General features: G+C 36.6%; 17 protein-coding genes, 1 tRNA gene and 4 pseudogenes. 21 read left to right on the forward strand and 1 reads right to left on the reverse strand.

Annotated elements, in window-relative coordinates; genetic code table 11:
- The 9 genes and pseudogenes from tolR (at position 1) to aroG (ending at position 7759) form a co-directional block, all read left to right on the forward strand.
- Positions 1 to 423 (forward strand): colicin uptake protein TolR, encoded by a 423-nt coding sequence (gene tolR / locus AC01GB_RS01040; protein ID WP_474449871.1) that lies wholly within the window; start codon positions 1 to 3, stop codon positions 421 to 423.
- 34 nt (positions 424 to 457) lie between these two features.
- On the forward strand, positions 458 to 1456 hold the full coding sequence (gene tolA / locus AC01GB_RS01045; protein ID WP_474449872.1) for a cell envelope integrity protein TolA: 999 nt from the start codon (positions 458 to 460) through the stop codon (positions 1454 to 1456).
- Between the two features lie 133 nt (positions 1457 to 1589).
- Positions 1590 to 2882 carry a Tol-Pal system beta propeller repeat protein TolB gene (gene tolB / locus AC01GB_RS01050; protein WP_474449873.1) on the forward strand — a complete coding sequence of 431 codons (1293 nt, stop codon included), beginning with the start codon at positions 1590 to 1592 and terminating at the stop codon, positions 2880 to 2882.
- Between the two features lie 70 nt (positions 2883 to 2952).
- Positions 2953 to 3451 (forward strand): annotated as a pseudogene (gene pal, locus AC01GB_RS01055) (peptidoglycan-associated lipoprotein Pal).
- A 9-nt stretch (positions 3452 to 3460) separates the two neighbouring features.
- A complete protein-coding gene (gene ybgF / locus AC01GB_RS01060; RefSeq protein ID WP_474449874.1) occupies positions 3461 to 4216 on the forward strand; it encodes a tol-pal system protein YbgF in 756 nt (251 codons plus the stop codon).
- Between the two features lie 143 nt (positions 4217 to 4359).
- Positions 4360 to 4435 (forward strand) — tRNA-Lys (locus AC01GB_RS01065).
- 276 nt (positions 4436 to 4711) lie between these two features.
- Entirely contained in the window at positions 4712 to 5752 is a 1041-nt protein-coding gene (nadA, locus tag AC01GB_RS01070; protein ID WP_474449875.1) for a quinolinate synthase NadA, read from the forward strand.
- Between the two features lie 31 nt (positions 5753 to 5783).
- Positions 5784 to 6503: pseudogene (gene pnuC / locus AC01GB_RS01075) on the forward strand (nicotinamide riboside transporter PnuC).
- 194 nt (positions 6504 to 6697) lie between these two features.
- A complete protein-coding gene (gene aroG / locus AC01GB_RS01080) occupies positions 6698 to 7759 on the forward strand; it encodes a 3-deoxy-7-phosphoheptulonate synthase AroG (protein ID WP_474449876.1) in 1062 nt (353 codons plus the stop codon).
- Positions 7760 to 7812: 53 nt separating this feature from the next.
- On the opposite strand, the gene gpmA is transcribed toward aroG, so the two are convergent.
- Positions 7813 to 8565: a 2,3-diphosphoglycerate-dependent phosphoglycerate mutase gene (gene gpmA, locus AC01GB_RS01085; protein ID WP_474449878.1), complete on the reverse strand. Its 753-nt coding sequence runs from the start codon at positions 8563 to 8565 to the stop codon at positions 7813 to 7815.
- A gap of 1535 nt (positions 8566 to 10100) precedes the next feature.
- Between gpmA and AC01GB_RS01090 the strand changes: the two genes are divergently transcribed.
- From AC01GB_RS01090 to AC01GB_RS01140, 12 genes and pseudogenes are all read left to right on the forward strand, one after another.
- Positions 10101 to 10580, forward strand: a complete 480-nt coding sequence (locus AC01GB_RS01090) for a hypothetical protein (protein WP_474449879.1) — start codon at positions 10101 to 10103, stop codon at positions 10578 to 10580.
- Positions 10581 to 10930: 350 nt separating this feature from the next.
- A pseudogene (locus AC01GB_RS01095) lies at positions 10931 to 12067 on the forward strand (inverse autotransporter beta domain-containing protein).
- A pseudogene (locus tag AC01GB_RS18065) lies at positions 12049 to 12132 on the forward strand (hypothetical protein); the annotation flags it as partial. The pseudogenes AC01GB_RS01095 and AC01GB_RS18065, both read left to right, overlap by 19 nt.
- Positions 12133 to 12135: 3 nt before the next feature.
- Complete coding sequence (locus AC01GB_RS01100; protein WP_474449881.1) at positions 12136 to 12873, forward strand: Ig-like domain-containing protein; 738 nt, start codon at positions 12136 to 12138, stop codon at positions 12871 to 12873.
- Positions 12870 to 13328 carry an Ig-like domain-containing protein gene (locus tag AC01GB_RS01105; RefSeq protein ID WP_474449882.1) on the forward strand — a complete coding sequence of 153 codons (459 nt, stop codon included), beginning with the start codon at positions 12870 to 12872 and terminating at the stop codon, positions 13326 to 13328. Before AC01GB_RS01100 ends, AC01GB_RS01105 begins: the two co-directional genes overlap by 4 nt.
- Before the next feature lie 90 nt (positions 13329 to 13418).
- Positions 13419 to 13676 carry an Ig-like domain-containing protein gene (locus AC01GB_RS01110; protein WP_474449883.1) on the forward strand — a complete coding sequence of 86 codons (258 nt, stop codon included), beginning with the start codon at positions 13419 to 13421 and terminating at the stop codon, positions 13674 to 13676.
- A gap of 48 nt (positions 13677 to 13724) precedes the next feature.
- The gene (locus tag AC01GB_RS01115) at positions 13725 to 13928 is read left to right on the forward strand and encodes an invasin domain 3-containing protein (RefSeq protein WP_474449884.1); all 204 of its coding nucleotides are present in this window, start codon (positions 13725 to 13727) and stop codon (positions 13926 to 13928) included.
- A 235-nt stretch (positions 13929 to 14163) separates the two neighbouring features.
- Positions 14164 to 14976 carry an Ig-like domain-containing protein gene (locus tag AC01GB_RS01120; protein ID WP_474449885.1) on the forward strand — a complete coding sequence of 271 codons (813 nt, stop codon included), beginning with the start codon at positions 14164 to 14166 and terminating at the stop codon, positions 14974 to 14976.
- 9 nt (positions 14977 to 14985) lie between these two features.
- Positions 14986 to 15339, forward strand: a complete 354-nt coding sequence (locus tag AC01GB_RS01125) for an Ig-like domain-containing protein (protein ID WP_474449888.1) — start codon at positions 14986 to 14988, stop codon at positions 15337 to 15339.
- A complete protein-coding gene (locus AC01GB_RS01130) occupies positions 15340 to 15894 on the forward strand; it encodes an Ig-like domain-containing protein (RefSeq protein ID WP_474449889.1) in 555 nt (184 codons plus the stop codon).
- A gap of 13 nt (positions 15895 to 15907) precedes the next feature.
- Entirely contained in the window at positions 15908 to 16339 is a 432-nt protein-coding gene (locus tag AC01GB_RS01135; RefSeq protein WP_474449890.1) for a hypothetical protein, read from the forward strand.
- 387 nt (positions 16340 to 16726) lie between these two features.
- Positions 16727 to 17161, forward strand: a complete 435-nt coding sequence (locus AC01GB_RS01140) for a hypothetical protein (protein WP_474449891.1) — start codon at positions 16727 to 16729, stop codon at positions 17159 to 17161.
- Positions 17162 to 17230 lie beyond the last annotated feature (69 nt).

A 17230-nucleotide genomic window follows, 5' to 3' on the forward strand; every position in this document is an offset into this window, starting at 1 on the left:
ATGCCACGGACTCGACATAGGCGTGAACTGAAATCTGAAATTAACATCGTTCCTTTATTGGATGTACTGTTAGTATTGTTATTGATTTTTATGGCAACGGCGCCGATTATCTCGCAAAGTGTGAAAGTGGAATTACCCGATGCGACTCAATCAAAAATTGTGTCAGGTAGTGATAATCCCCCGATTATTCTTGAAGTCTCTGGAGTAGGGCAATACAGTGTCATTATTGATGGCCATCGAGAAGAGCTTTTACCGCCAGAACAGATTGCAGCAATAACAAAAGCCGCATTGGCAAAAAATCCGCAGGCCATTTTTTTAATTGGTGGCGCTAAAGATGTACCATACGAAGAAGTTATTAAAGCGCTGAATATACTTCATCAAGCTGGCATCAAATCGGTTGGTTTTATGACTCAGCCTATTTGATGTAATTGCATAATTACTTGTTTGGAAATCTGTTGTGAGAAAGACAAAAGAGCAAAAAAATAAATTGAGTCGCTCTGTGGTTCTTTCTATTATATTCCACGTTTTGTTATTTGGTTTTATTATTTTGGGTTCATTGGATGAAATTATTAAGCTTGGAGGCGGTGGTCAAGGCGGTGAAGTGGTTGATGCGATCATGGTTGATCCCGGCGTAGTAATAGAACAGTATAATCAGCTACAACGGCAGCAAAATAGTGTCAAACAAGCCGATGTTGAGCTAAAAAAACATCTTCAACAGCAAGAAGAAGAACTCCGAAAACAGCAGGAAGAAGCACAAAAACGCTTAAAAATGGTTGAAGAGGAGCGTATAAAAATAGAAAGAGAAGCCGAGCAGCAACGCAAACAAGCAGAAGAAGCGGCGCAGAAAGCCAAGGAGCAACAGAAAATTGCTGAAGAAGCGGCGGCTAAAGCTAAAGCAGAACAAGAACGGCTAATAAAAGAGCAGGCAGAGGCGAAAGCTGAAGCTGAAGCTCAAGCTAAAAAAGAAGCTGAAATAGCTAGGGCTAAAGCAGAAGCAAAAGAAAAAGCTGAAAAAGCCGCTAAGGCGCTGGCAGCTAAGAAAAAAGCAGATGCGGCTAAACAGGCTGCTACGGTTGACTCTCTGCTTGGTGGATTAACTGCCCAACAACCAATTCAGCAAACGGGAGGTGCAGCAGCAGCGGGTCAAGGAGGAAATAGAAAAAGCGGGGCATCCAGTTCGGATGTGGCTAATTATGCAGGTAAGATCAAAGCCGCAATTGAAAGCAAATTTTATGATGCTGATATTTATCGCGGTAAAATATGCGAATTAAGCATAAAACTCGCTCCTGACGGCATGTTAATTAGTATTGCAGCTAAAAGTAATACAGCAAATGATCAACCACTCTGTGACGCAGCGATACGTGCAGCCAAAACAGCGACAATGCCTAAACCGCCTAGTCGTAGTATTTATGATGCATTTAATGAACAGGGAAGTACTTTAGTATTCAAGCCTTAGTTAATGAATGTTATGAATAGTATAAGGCTAAGAAAATTAACAAAAGTTTTTCAGTGATCTGGTTTTGTGCATTTACCTTTGTTAATATTCAAATTAATTATTACGGACGTGGATACGTGATAAGGGAGAAAAAATGAAGCAGGCATTTAAATTATTATTAGGTTTTCTAATATTATGGGCGGCATGTGCTCAGGCAGAAATTCGGATTGAAATTACCCAAGGTATCAATACTGCACAGCCTATTGCTATTGTGCCTTTTAAATGGACTGGAACTGGTGCTTTACCCGATGATGTAGGACAAATTGTTGCTGCAGATTTACGCAATAGCGGTAAATTTAATCCTATTGATCCCAGTCATATGCCTCAACAACCAACTACCGCATCGGAAGTCACACCGAATGTTTGGACGGCATTAGGTATTAATGCAGTTGTTGTTGGTCAGGTACAACCAGCTGCTGATGGTCAGTACATTACTAGTTATCAACTGGTTGATGTGGTGAATTCTCCTGGAGCAGTATTGGCGCAAAACCAATTAAAGGTGGCAGCCAAATGGCTACGCTATGCGGCACATACTATTAGCGATGAAGTCTTTGCCAAATTAACCGGTATTCGAGGTGCATTTCGTACACGTATCGCTTACGTGGTTAAAACTAATGGTGGAAAGTTTCCTTATGAATTAAGGGTCTCAGATTATGATGGTTATAATCAATTTACTGTCCACCGCTCGCCTGAACCGCTGATGTCGCCAGCTTGGTCGGCTGATGGTGAAAAATTAGCTTATGTAACCTTTGAAAGTGGTAGTTCAGCATTAGTTATGCAAACGTTAGCGACAGGCGAAGTCCGCCAGATTGCTGCTTTCCCGCGTCATAATGGTGCTCCTACCTTCTCCCCGGATGGAAGCAAGCTTGCTTTTGCCCTGTCAAAGAGCGGAAGTTTAAATCTTTATGTAATGGACATGGCCAGTGGTCAAACTCGCCAAATAACAGATGGTCGTAGTAACAATACTGAACCTAGTTGGATGCCAGACAGCCAAACGCTGATTTATACTTCTGATCAAGCAGGGCGTCCACAAATATACAAACTAAATATTAATGGTGGTGTGCCAGAGCGTATTACTTGGGAAGGCAACCAAAACCAGGATCCAAGCGTCAGCCGTGATGGTAAATTTATGGTAATGGTCAACTCGAGTAATGGCAAACAGCACATTGCTAAACAGGATCTGGCAACGGGTAACGTTGAATATTTGACGGATACGTTTCTGGATGAAACGCCGAGTATCGCACCTAATGGTACTATGGTAATTTATAGTGCGTCACAAGGTTTAGGTACTGTATTACATCTGGTGTCAACGGATGGGCGTTTCAAAGCGCGTCTGCCGGCGACTGATGGAAAGGTTAAATTTCCTGCCTGGTCGCCGTATTTGTGATGCATAATAATCGCCGTATTTGTGATGCATAATAATAAGTATGGCAATAATAATTAAAGGATCGGACAAGATGCAATTGAATAAAGTGCTTAAAGGGCTAATGTTAGCGTTACCTATGCTAGCCGTTGCAGCATGTAGCTCAAAAAAGGGCAATGACAAAACGGGTGCTGAAAACAATGTTGCAGATAGCAATGCTAGCTTGACAGCTGAGCAACTTGCTAGTCAGCAAATGCAAGAATTGCAAAGTAACAATATTGTTTACTTTGGTTTTGATAAGTATGATGTTACCCCAGAATATGCACAGCTGTTAGATCAACATGCAACTTTCCTACGCGGTAACCCTTCAGTTAAGATTACTGTGGAAGGGCATACTGATGAAAAGGGTACACCAGAATATAATATTGCACTTGGTGAGCGCCGTGCTAATGCTGTGAAAATATATTTGCAGAGTAAAGGTGTAAACGGTGAGCAAATTGCTATCGTAATCTTATGGCAAGGAAAAACCGGCTATACAAGGTAATGACGAATCGGCATATGCCAAAAACCGTCGTGCGATACTTGTGTATTAAGAGTATTATATGAACAGTAACTTCAGACATCTTTATTTGAGTCTGTCGTTATTGGTTGGCGTAGCGGCTCCAGTAGTCGCTACCGCCCAAGCGCCAATCATTAATGTCGGCTCAGGCTCTACAAGTGATCGTCTAATGCAAATTGAGACAGCGGTCAATTCTCAAGGGCAGTTATTATATCAAATTCAGCAGCAGTTATCGGATGCTCAGCGGGACATTGATACATTGCGTGGTCAAATTCAGGAAAACCAATATCAATTGAGTCAAGTTATTGAGCGACAAAAAGATCTCTATACGCAGTTGGATTCATTGACGACTGGTGCAAATAAAGTCAAGGCAAGTACCGACAGTAGTAATAATGCTGTTGTCACGGCTAAACCAGCGAATGAAAAAGCTGAGTATGATGCAGCCGTTGCACTTGCAATAAAGAGCAAATCTAAACAGCAGATTACGCAGGCAATTAGTTCTTTTCAGCATTTTATCAAAACTTACCCTAAATCTAATTATCAGCCTAATGCGAATTATTGGCTTGGACAATTGAATTATAATCAGGGAAACAAAGATGATGCGGCTTTTTATTTTGCTACCGTTGTTAAAAATTACCCTAATTCAGCCAAAGGGGCAGAATCCCTTTATAAAGTAGGGTTACTGATGCAAGAAAAAGGGCAAAATGATAAAGCACGTGTTGTTTATCAACAGGTGATTAAGGCATATCATAGTAGCCCTAGTGCGAAATTGGCAGAAAAGAAATTAGCGTCACTCTAATGAATAACCCCGAAGTATTTATTGCTATCTATTTCGGGGATAATTGTATGATTAATAAACATTTAAATTCTTTCGGTAAAAAACATTGCACCCTTAGCAAAAATAAGTAATATACTCGGCCATCACCTCAGGTAACTTCAGATGGGTCGTTAGCTCAGTCGGTAGAGCAGTTGACTTTTAATCAATTGGTCACAGGTTCGACTCCTGTACGACCCACCATCGAAAGATATTCGGACTATTTCTGTCAAAAGCTAATTTCATGTTATCTGTCTTATTTTACTGTACATACAGAATATAGATGAAAAATAGTATTCTTTTTTATTACAACCAAATGGAAAAATAGGTTATTGAGAACAATTTGATAGTAAAAATTAAGCGACAAAATTTTAAATATTGATTATCTTGTTTAGTATGCGAAACAAAATTAGCAAATAAATAGTTTTTTGGCTAAAAAATATCATTTAAAACATTAAATACTAAACATAAGAGTGCAAAATGCCTAATTTTATCGATTTCAATTTAGCTAGCTACCCATTTCCTGCTAAATCAGCGCCTTTGACGGATAATGAAAAAAAACATTGTAAACGGTCTATTAAGCTATTGTTGGAAAAAAGAAATGCGGTTATAGTCGCGCATTATTATACCGATCCTGACGTTCAAGCTCTGGCCGAAGAAACTGGTGGGTGTGTAGCAGATTCACTGGAAATGGCACGTTTTGGCTCACGACATTCTGCATCGACTTTAATTGTCGCTGGCGTTAGATTTATGGGTGAAACGGCTAAGATCTTAAATCCTGAAAAGACAATATTAATGCCTACATTGAAAGCGGAGTGCTCATTAGACTTAGGTTGTCCTGCAAAGCCGTTTGCTGAATTTAGTGATCAACATCCAGAGCGAACGGTGGTTGTTTATGCCAATACTTCTGCGGCGGTTAAGGCTAGAGCTGACTGGGTTGTAACTTCCAGTATTGCAGTTGAATTAATTGACTATTTAGATAGTCAAGGGCAAAAAATTATCTGGGCGCCGGATCGTCATTTAGGTAATTATGTACAAAGGAAAACCGGTGCAGATATGCTTTGCTGGCAAGCTGCTTGTATTGTACATGATGAGTTCAAAATTCAAGCCTTGCAGAAAATGAAAATGTTGTATCCTAATGCGGCAATATTAGCGCATCCAGAATCCCCTGCAGCGGTTGTTGATTTAGCGGATGCAGTTGGCTCAACCGGTCAATTGGTTCAAGCTGCACAAAACTTGCCTAATCAGCAAATAATTGTGGCAACGGATAAAAGTATTTTTTATAAAATGCAGCAAGCATGTCCAGAGAAATCATTTTATATTGCACCAACGGCAGGTGAAGGAGCGTCCTGCCGGACTTGTGCACATTGTCCTTGGATGGCAATGAATAGCTTAAAAACTATAGAACAAGGACTAAAAAAAGAGGGTGAATTACATGAAATATCGATTAATGATGAATTAAGAGAGAGAGCATTGAAACCTTTGGAGCGGATGTTGTCGTTTGCTGCTAACATTAAGTAGCTGAATTATAAGTATTAATAGGGTAATAGGAATGGAGTTTTTCAATACTAGTAATACTATGGTACATATTGCTCTTGGCAGCAATGGTTATAATTTATCTTATATTGAAGCCGTGGCAACAGTAGCTGGATTTTTATGTATTTGGCTTGCCAGTCAGGAAAAAATTATCAATTATCTTTTTGGTCTAATAAACGTTACATTATTTGCGGTTATTTTTTTTCAAATACAATTGTATGCAAGCTTGTTGTTATAAATTTTCTTTTTCGCAGCGAATACCTATGGTTGGTACGCTTGGAGTCGAGTAGATGCTTATCATGAAGTAAGTCTTAAGATCCGCTGGATGAGTTTTTCTAAATTAGTGGTAACTCTATTTATCGCCATTATTTTAACGCTGCTATTAAGTTTTAACATTGATAAAGTGTTTATTTTTCTTGCCCACGTTACTTGGGACATTGCTCATTTATTAGGTTTTTATCTTGAACCTGTACAAATAGAACCCGATGCATTTCCTTTTTGGGATTCAACCATGATGGTATTATCAATTATTGCGATGATATTAATGACACGAAAGTATGCTGAAAGCTGGTTACTGTGGATCATTATCGATGTTATTAGTGTTGTTATTTTCTACTTACAAGGTGTTTTAGCAATGTCATTTGAATATTTGATGCTACTTAGTATTTCAATCAATGGTTTTCGCCTTTGGAGTCGGTCAGCTAAAGAAAATGGTTCAATATTTTTAGCAAGTTAATAGTTATTTACATTGGCATAATAGTATGATTTTAAAAAATTAACAATTTTTATATCATATTATATATTGCCATTAAATATTTATAATATAAGCATGAGTATATATTTACACTTTTATCACTAGAGGTTAAATTGGGTTCATCTTTTATTTTTAGAGAATATACTGGCTAAAGAGCTATACATTGAGTAGAAAAGATGACTTATAAGAATGATGACGTGAGAATTAAACAGATTAAAGAGTTATTACCTCCAGTTGCCTTATTAGAAAAGTTTCCGGCAACAGATAAAGCCGCTTTGACAGTTCAAACAGCTCGTGAATCAATACATCAAATTCTAACTGGTAAGGATGATAGACTTTTGGTCGTTATTGGCCCATGTTCAATTCATGACCCTAAAGCAGCCATTGAATATGCCCAAAAACTAAAAAAAATTCATGATGAATTGAAGAATGAGTTAGAAATTGTTATGCGGGTTTATTTTGAAAAACCGCGTACTACTGTTGGTTGGAAAGGTTTAATTAATGATCCTTTTATGGATAACAGTTTTGATATTAATGAAGGATTGCGTATTGCACGTAATTTATTGGTAACTATTAATGATTTAGCCTTACCAACTGTCGGTGAATTTCTTGATATGATCACTCCGCAATATGTTGCAGATCTTACTAGTTGGGGAGCAATTGGTGCACGTACTACTGAATCTCAGGTACATCGTGAATTAGCATCTGGTCTTTCTTGCCCGGTAGGTTTTAAAAATGGTACCGACGGAACAATAAAAGTGGCTATTGATGCAATTAATGCTGCTAAAGCTGCTCACTGTTTTTTATCGGTTACCAAATGGGGGCATTCAGCAATTGTAAATACTACTGGTAATGACGATTGCCATATTATTTTGCGCGGCGGTAAGAAGCCTAACTATCGTGAATCAGATATACAAGCCGTTAAAGAGAGTTTGCAAAAACCAGGCGTATCAGCCCAAATTATGATTGATTTTAGTCATGCAAATTGTTGTAAGCAATATAAAAAGCCGCTTGAAGTGGCTGAAAATGTTGCTAATCAAATACGTCAAGGTGAAAAAGCAATCATTGGGGTGATGGTTGAAAGTCATCTTTTAGAGGGAAATCAAGATATAACTACCGATAAACCGCTAGCTTATGGTAAAAGTGTGACAGACGCTTGTATTGGTTGGCAAGATAGTGAAAAATTATTATATCGTTTAGTAGCCGCGGTTCGGACCCGTCGTGAAAAGAGCAACTAATTAATGCTTAATAAGGCCACAAAGTGGCCTTATACTTATAAAGTTTAATTTGATTATTTTGCTTTACCTTGATTAGCAACCGCGGCTGCTTTAGCAGCTATTTCAGCTTGATCACCAAGATAGTGATGCTTAATAGGTTGCATATTTTCATCAAATTCATAGACCAATGGAATGGCGGTTGGAATATTAAGTTCAAGGATCTCGCCTTCACTCATCTTGTCCAGATGTTTGACCAATGCTCGTAATGAGTTACCGTGAGCAGCAATAATGACTTTTTCACCTTTAGCAACTCTTGGTTTAATCACCTCTTCCCAATAGGGGACAACACGTTCAATTGTGGTAGCGAGACTTTCAGTGACAGGGAGCTTTGAGGGGGTCAAATTTGCATAACGAGGATCATTACCGGGGTAACGAGGGTCATCTTTGGTTAATTCCGGTGGTGTAATTTCAAAACCACGACGCCATAGTTTAACTTGATCGTCACCATATTTTGCTGCAGTTTCTGCTTTATCTAAACCTTGCAGAGCACCATAATGACGTTCATTGAGCCGCCAATTTTTTTCGACGGTTAGCCATTGTTGATCTATTTGGTCTAGAATATTCCACAAGGTGTGAATAGCGCGTTTTAAAACGGATGTATAAGCATAATCAAAAACAAAACCTTCTTTTTTTAATAGCTGGCCTGCATCTGTTGCTTCTTCGCGGCCCTTATCGGAAAGTTCAACATCAGTCCAACCAGTGAATCGGTTTTCTTTATTCCATTCGCTTTCGCCGTGTCTTACTAGAACCAGCTTAGTTACTGCCATAGTTTAAACTCCTATTAGTACATTCATTAAAATCGATCTGAATTATTATATTATCCGTGCAACTGAATACCAGTACAACTGATGGTAGTTTTTAAATTGCTGGGTAAGATTTATACTGATTTAACCCGCCTGTCATTAAATTAGCTGCTTAACACCGCAAAATAGCCTATTTTTCTATTATATAAATAAATATTATTTAAGTATCTTGTATATTAAACTAGTATTAGCTGGATAATTTTGTGATTAAAGAATGAATGCCAATTAAATAGGTAAATAATAGAATAGTCTTGATATTAAGGTTGCTTATTAAAGAAATTGTTTTTATCTATTACGATAAAATATTAAGTTATAATGATTATTATTTTCGTTAAAATAAATTTTTTGGTAAAATAAGTAAAATATATGTTAATTTTTTATATTATTAATTAATAAAAAAGATGAACGTAAATAAATTAAATATTTAATTTGGCAGTTTATATATAAATATAGATGTAAAAAAATTATTAATAATAGATTTTAGGGATAATATATAACTATTTTTAAATTATGTGGGTATATTTATATTTGTAACAATAGATAAAAAAATGGAGCCATTTGGCTCCAATTTTCCTTTTATAAGAGAAACTTCTCCGTTAGTTTCAGGCACAAAATAGAATAAAGTAATTAGTATAATAAAAAATACCAATTGATATGTTATATTTCCATATATTAAGTATGTTTCCAAGTCAATTAAATCGAATATTCGTTTAACAACTATTAAGGTTTAAAGTGTAAATCTTTATATTCAATATCTGCTAGCTGTATAGAATATTCAAGGTCAATTTGTTATTAAGTTGTTTTTATTTGGTTGTATTTATAATGAGTTATTTTGCAATATCATTTAATTTTATTTTCTATATTAGTTTAAAAGCGAATAATATGTAATTTTATAATCTCTGTATAGTTAAACTATAATTAAATATGTATCTAAATGTTTTAATTTATTATATCTTATTGATTTTTATTAATTTAACTCATTGGAGAAAACGCTCATACATAAGCTGATGGTTGATAGTTAATGTCTATTGATTTTTGATTTATGATCGATTAAAACAATTTGAAGTTTTAATATTTATATATAGAATTTTACTCACTAATAACTTATAGAATTTATTCTTTTTTTGTTTTAGTTCATAGTTTAATCTAATCATCCATATGATGAGAATACTTGTTTTTGGTGCTTTTAAATAATTTGTATTTGAATATAATTTAACCACTGTCATATTATTTATAAATATAGTTTATCTATGGCTAATAGTTATTCGATATTTTACTTTATTAAAAGTGAGTATTTTACTTAACTTTATTATTAATAAAATTTTAAGGATTCACTTTTATATGTCGAAACGATTATCTTTTTTTATTAAAAAACTAGTACTACCTTTTTCTGTAATTTTTATGATGTTGTGTAGTATTGAATTATTAGTTTGGATCACTCGAAATGGCTCCTTAATGGAGCTTGTTAGTTAGCTACGTAATTGAATAAAGGCTTTGTTATGAATGTTAATTTCCAAAAGTGCGCTTTAGTATTTGGTGCTATGTTTTTATTAAATGCTTGTTCTGTACCTGTGTCAAAAAAGATGAATAAAAAAGTCAATGATAAAACAGCGAGTCAAACTAATAATAGTACCGCTATTGTCAATAACCAGAGTAGTATTCCTGCGCGAAGTTATATAGAAAAAAAAGGAATGTTATTTGATGGTATTACTATTGCCTCATCAAATAATGAATGTGTTGATCGCTTTAATTTTTTAAAAGAAGCGAATGGTGGCGAATACCAACAATATTCTAATGATTATAATAAAATCAGCAGAGATTATACGTTTTTAAATGTTAATAAAAATATTATGGATAAAGATTCAAAAGAACTATTATCTATGACGTTGAGCACGAAATTAGATACTTTATGCTCGAAAGTTCAATTCTCTGGTTTTCAAAGCGTAAAAGAAAAAGTTAAAGCATTATCAAGTATTTAAATATTCTTCATATCTTACCACCTTCAATCAATTAAAGGTGGTTTCTTGCTGTGTGTACATGTGAGAGTAAATTAATTATGACACCATTTTCATCCAAGGGAAGGAAAATAATCGCGTGGCGCCTGCTTTTAATACAACTATTTTCTCCCTTCTTTTTTTCTTCAATATCAATAGCTAGTGCAGTTGAAAATGCTGAGATGACAGATACTATCTCAGGTATTTAATCCTTAATGAATGATGCAAACGCGAGTAATAATATCGTTACTGAAGATAATACTGCATCATCATCTCAGGGGGAAACTTCTCTATTTCCTTCTGAACGTTTAAGTTCAGGACATTATCCGTTAGAAATGCCACCAAGTCTTGAAACTAAAGGCAATAGTGCCAATACGATTAATACTATTTTACCTAATTTAGGTAGAGCGGAAACACCACCTGAAGATAATACAGATCAAACTTTAGCTTTAATTACCAGCCAGGTTGGTAATATTTTAGCAAATAGAAATGCAGTTGATGCTTCAATCGGTTATGCAAAAAATATTGGCGAAGGTTTGGTTAACCAGCGACTTAATGATTGGTTAAATCAGTACGGTACTGCCCGTATTTCTATCGGTACTGATAGAAAATTTTCGGGTGATTTTTTATTACCTGTTATTGATAGCATAAATAGTCTGCTTTTTACCCAATTGGGATTAAGAACCAATAAAGACAGAAATACTTTAAATTTAGGTTTAGGTTATCGCCAATATTGGGGCGATTGGATGTATGGCATTAATACCTTCTATGATTATGATTATAGCGGTGGCAATGCCCGATTAGGTCTTGGCGGCGAAGCTTGGACTGATTATTTAAAATTGGCAGCCAATGGTTATTTTGGCTTAACTGACTGGCACCAATCGAAAATAGCGGTAATGGATGATTATGATGAGCGTCCGGCAAAGGGCTTTGATGTTCGCGCCGAAGCCTATTTACCGACTTACCCTAAACTGGGTGGTAGTATTAAATATGAAAAATATTTTGGCAAAGGTGTCCATCTTGGTACCGGTGTCGATCCAGATAAATGAAAAGATGATCCTTACGCCTTGACATTAGGCATAAATTACACGCCAATACCATTAATCACCCTGAAAGGAGAGCATGCGGCCGGTGATCGTAATGACACTATGGTTGGCATGGATATTATTTATCGCTTTGGCGTACCATTATCGCAACAGTTAGATCCTGATGATGTTGATGTTATGCGTAGTTTGGTTGGCAATAAGTATGATTTTGTCGATCGAAATTATGATATTGTTATGCAATATCGGAAACAGGGATTAATTAATATTTCGTTACTAGTTGAAATGAGAGCGGAAGCAAAAGAAACGATTATTATTCCTGCCACTGTTAATAAAACCAAATATGGTTTGAAAAAATCAACTGGACAGTCTCGCCTAGTTTTATTGCCAATGGTGGCAGTTATCAGGTTATTTCACCGACTCAACTAGAAATTATCTTACCAGCTTATGTTTATAAAATACAAAAGAATACCGCGCAAGAATATCAAATTATTGCGGTGGGGATAGATAATAATGACAATGAATCAAACAGAGCGACGACCACGATACGGGTAAAACCTTCCAGAAATGTGGTTAATGATTTGATTGTCGAGTCTAATTCCGTTTTACCGGCTAATGATCGCGATCATTTTACCACCACCGCGGTGATCACCAATGAACATGGACAGCCCTTGAGTCATCAAGTAATTACTTTCTACGTTGATGGCTTAAAACAACAAGATGGCAAATTGGGGGCAACATTGTCTAATGGTTCCCAGAGTGCTACCAATGGGTATGGGATAACGTCAACCACTGATAGCCAAGGAAAAGCGGTAATTTATATAACCAGTAAAGTAGCTGGAGAAGGCAAGATCACGGCAGCGATGGAAAACGGCAACTATAAAAATGGGCCGCTCAAATTTAGCGCTGATCGAAATTCAGCTCAGTTTGCCAAGTTAAATGTTACTAAGGATAAAGCATTAGCTGATGGTAAAGAGAAGAATATGCTATATGCATTGGTGACTGATCAAAATGGTAACGCGGTAGAAAATATAGCGGTTAATCTTACAGCAACCGATGGCGCAGTCATTGAGAATGTAGCAAGGGCAAATACTAACCAACGCGGAGAACTGATCTTTGGTGTTATCAGTACCAAAGCGGGTAGCAGCGAAGTCACTGCCGAAATTAATGGTAGTCAAAAACCCAGTCGGTTGCTTTTGTCACCGGTCACCCGAGCGCAGAAAAATCATTATTGACAGTACAACCTGTAACGATTGTTGCCAATGGTAAAACCGCGGCTAACTTGAAACTTGAACTGAAAGATGCGCAAGGCAATCCTATTTCTGGTGATAAAGTGGACTTTACCACGAGTTTGACCAATAGTCAGATCAAAAATACTAAAGAGGTAGGCAATGGTGTTTATACCGCTGAACTGACAGGTATCACTGCCGGAGAAAGCACCATTAGCGTTAAAATTAATGGTTCAGTGTTGAAAAATAAAACTGCAAAAGTGGTATTAACTGCAGATAGTGACAATCCAAGCCCCACTAAATCTAAACTGGAAGCCAAACCGGATAAGATTATGGCTGATCGTAAAGTTGTTTCAACATTGAAACTGACGCTGCAAGATGTCAATGGTAATTTAATTTCAGGTCAAAGCGTACAATTTAACACTACTTTAGCTAACAGCACTACAACTCCAGTAACGTAAAGTAGCCCTGGTATATATACTGCATCCCTAACTGGAACTAAAGCTGGCAAGACTGAAATTAGTGTTGAAGTCGCAGGTAAGCTACTGACAGTGAGTCCGGTAATAGTAATTTTAACCGCTGATAGTGGTAATGTGAGTGGTGAGAAATCTAAATTAACCGCTGCTCCTAGTACTGTGGTTGCTAATGGTGTCGAGACTTCCACTCTGACTTTGGTGCTAAAAGATATTAATGATAACTTACTTGGCGGTCAGCAAGTTAATTTTACTAGTAATTTAGCGAAAAGTCAGACAAGTGGAACAAAAGAGACCAGCGAAGGTGTTTATAGCGCAACTCTGACGGGTACTTAGGCTGGAGAAGCAGTAATTGGTGTTGAGGTTAATGGTAATGTACTAAATATGACCGCAGTGACGAAAGTCACTTTGATCGCAGATAGTACTAAACCTGGAGTGGATAAATCCAAACTTGAAGCTGCTCCTAACCGCATTGTGGCTAATGGAACGGAATCTTCGGTCATAAAACTTACCTTAAAGGATATTAATGGTAATGCGATTGTTGGCCATAAAGATCAGGTGAAATTTACTACTAGTCTGACAAAATAGCAAAGTTGGTGACACCGTAGAGGAAAATAATGGCGTTTACACCGCAAAACTGACAGGAACAACGGCGGGAGAAACTACCCTTGGTGTTGAAGTCAACGGTCAACCATTAATTGTCAGTCAAGTGGTAAAAGTCACTTTGAGTGCCGATGATAGTAAACCGAGTGCCGATAAGTCTAAATTGGCGGCCAACCCTAGCAGTATCGTTGCTGATGGCTAAATATCTTCAACAATAACGTTGGAATTGAAGGACGTGAACGGTAAGCCACTTGCCGAGCAAGGTGTAGTGTTTACCTCTAGTCTATCGGGTAGCGAGATCGGCAAGGTGACTGAAAAGGGTAATGGAATTTATGAAGCATCTTTAGTTGGAACTAAAGCCGGGCAAGCTACGATTAGTGTTGGTGTTAATGGTAAACCACTGGTTGGTAAGACCGCTACCTTGACCTTAACCGCCGATAATAGCAAACCTAGTAATGAGAAATCTAAATTAGAAGCCGATCCGATAGAAATTGTTGCTGACGGTCAAGCTAGCTCGACGATAAAATTGACCTTGCTGGATGTCAATGATAACCCGCTGGCAGGTCAAAAAGTCGAGTTCACGAGTGACTTGAAAAATAGTCATGTTAGTGATGTGGTTAAGGATGAGGGTAACGGTATTTATAGTGCCACATTAACCGGTACCACTGCGGGTAAAGCGTCTATTGAAGTTAAAGTTAATGACGTTGTGTTGCCAGTTAAAGATGCGGCTATAGTAACTTTAACTGCCGATAGCAGTAATCCAAGTTTAGACAAATCCAAGCTAACTGCCGAGCCTATTACTATTGTCGCAGATGGTAAAGATAGCACGACCTTGAAGCTAACCTTAATCGATATTAAAGATAATCCAATTACCGGTTATCCGGATAAAGTAGTCTTTAGTACCGAACCAGCAGACAGTAAAATTAAGCTAGAAGCAGTCACCGAGCAGGATCCGGGGGTTTATAGCGCAAAACTGACTGGCACCCAAGCGGGAGACATCAGCATAACGGATAAATTCAATGGATTGGAGTGAAAACTTGCGTTGGTAACAGTAACTTTAACGGCAGATAGCAAAAATCCTAGCGTAGATAAATCTGAACTCGTCGCCGAGCCTGCCACTATTGTTGCTGATGATAAACAGACTTCAACCTTAAAGTTAACATTAATGGATGCTAATGATAATCCGATTGAAGGCCAAGTAGTGAAATTTGAGCCCAGTCTGGCGAACAGCCAATTCGATGAAGTTAAAGAGAATGATGAAGGAGTTTATACTGCTAAATTGAAAGGAAAAACGGTCGGTGTCAATACCATTAAGGTGAAGGTTAATGACAAGGAATTCGCTATCAAAACTAATGTTACTTTAATCGCTGATAGTAACACCGTGGTATTAAAATAGGTGACATTGGATGGTGCTAATACCAGTAAAGTGGCTAATGGTAACGATAACTTTACCTTTACCGCTGTGGTTAAGGATGCCAACGATAATCCGGTGCCGGAGATTACCTTAAAATGGCAGCATAATGCGGGTAATAAGGTTACCTTATCGGATAAAGGTGAGAGTAAAACTGACCCTGAAGGTAAAGCTAAAATCACCTTGACCAGTACTACAAATACCGTTACTGAGGTACAGGTTTCGGCTAAAAAAGGCGATGATGAAGAGATTAAAGCAAATAAGACAGTCAATTTTCTTCGTGAGTTTAACTTGGACGGCGTCGTTGCAGATGCGACAACCAATAAGTCGATTAAAGATGCGATAGTTGAACTCTATACCTCAGATAGTGATTCAGAACCTAAATATAAGGTACAAAGTGATGGCAATGGAAAATTCTCTATCCGTGATGTGCTTGACCAACCTTATACCCTGAAAACTAAGGCGAAAAATTATATTAATTATAAGCTTGACATTACTAAGCCAGATCAGCAGTTACAGAGAATTCTTCTGATACCTTAGTTGGGTAATGATTATGCGTGTATTGTCTTATCTTGGGGGTGCGAAACCTGATGATTTAGACGCTTATTTATGGGGAGATACAAATGCTGGTGCTCGATTCACTGTGTATTTTAATAAAAAAGAGGTGCCTGATAAGAGTGCAGTTCTGGATATTGATGGGAGAAATGGTTTTGGTCCTGAAACAATTACCATTAAACAGTTAAACTCAGGGCGTTATCGTTTTGTAGTTAAGAATCATAGCGAAAATCCTGAAATTACTGGATCTCATGCCAAAGTGGTTATTGCCCAAAAAGACAAAGATGGTAGTACTAAAGTCAACCAATATGACATACCAATATCAGGTACCGGTATATGGTGGGAGGTATTTGAAATGGATGGTAATACCGGAGATATCCATCCGGTCGGGACAATTTCTAAAGCTCCCCCAGAAACAATAATAAGGTAATTAAATTAATGAATTAGTAAAAACTGAATGCATAGTGAATATGCATTCAGGATTGATAAATAATAGAGTGGAGAAAATAAAGTAAAAATTTAATCGCTAATGAGTAGCTTTAATTATTTTCAACTTGCTGTAATAATTGCTAAAAATAAAATCGTTACTCTAATTAGCAAACAAAATTAAACTTATTTCAACTTAAATAATAGTTATAGGACGTAGTTAACCTGCCACGGATGGCAACCTATATTTTAAAGCTATGGTGATTAATATGAGAGGTAGATCGCTTTATTAATCGTTAGATAAAAAAGTTGTTTACTTCTTTTATCAGTTAATTTACCATTCGTAAATTAGTGTAGATCAAAGAAAATAATATTTTTAGGATTCAATGACATGATGTACAGTAAAAAAAATTTGTTTAGTGTATTATTCGCTATTATGATGTTGACAGGATGTGCGGGTTTTGCTAGAAAAAATAGCGATATCGATAGTCAGACAGCTGCAGTTGAATCTCCAGTTGACAAATCTGGAATATTGTTTAATGGTATTATTATTTCCTCAACAAATAATCAATGTATTGATCATTTAAATCTACTTAAAAAAACTGAACCGGTTAAATATCAAAAATATATTAAAGATTACGTCATGATTATGGATGATATTAAATATTGGAATATCAATAAAAATATTATGGATAGTGATTCAAAAAATCTGTTATCGATGGCGCTCAATACCAAACTTGATTTATTATGTGCAAAGGTAAAATATAATAATTTTGTTAGCACTAAAAAGAAAATACGGAAGTTAGTTGATTCCTATCAAAAGTAGTTAATCTTCTCTTATATGTATGGTATCCATATTAATTTTTTATATTTTAAAATAAATTTTATCAAATTA

Source organism: Candidatus Arsenophonus phytopathogenicus (genome assembly GCF_056113345.1).

Excerpts from the sequence above, each read along its gene's own strand:
- tolR (WP_474449871.1), top strand. The coding sequence starts at position 1 with ATGCCACGGACTCGACATAGGCGTGAACTGAAATCTGAAATTAACATC.
- tolB (WP_474449873.1), top strand. The coding sequence starts at position 1,590 with ATGAAGCAGGCATTTAAATTATTATTAGGTTTTCTAATATTATGGGCG.
- ybgF (WP_474449874.1), top strand. The coding sequence starts at position 3,461 with ATGAACAGTAACTTCAGACATCTTTATTTGAGTCTGTCGTTATTGGTT.
- nadA (WP_474449875.1), top strand. The coding sequence starts at position 4,712 with ATGCCTAATTTTATCGATTTCAATTTAGCTAGCTACCCATTTCCTGCT.
- aroG (WP_474449876.1), top strand. The coding sequence starts at position 6,698 with ATGACTTATAAGAATGATGACGTGAGAATTAAACAGATTAAAGAGTTA.
- gpmA (WP_474449878.1), bottom strand. The coding sequence starts at position 8,565 with ATGGCAGTAACTAAGCTGGTTCTAGTAAGACACGGCGAAAGCGAATGG.
- AC01GB_RS01090 (WP_474449879.1), top strand. The coding sequence starts at position 10,101 with ATGAATGTTAATTTCCAAAAGTGCGCTTTAGTATTTGGTGCTATGTTT.
- AC01GB_RS01115 (WP_474449884.1), top strand. The coding sequence starts at position 13,725 with ATGACCGCAGTGACGAAAGTCACTTTGATCGCAGATAGTACTAAACCT.
- AC01GB_RS01135 (WP_474449890.1), top strand. The coding sequence starts at position 15,908 with ATGCGTGTATTGTCTTATCTTGGGGGTGCGAAACCTGATGATTTAGAC.
- AC01GB_RS01140 (WP_474449891.1), top strand. The coding sequence starts at position 16,727 with ATGATGTACAGTAAAAAAAATTTGTTTAGTGTATTATTCGCTATTATG.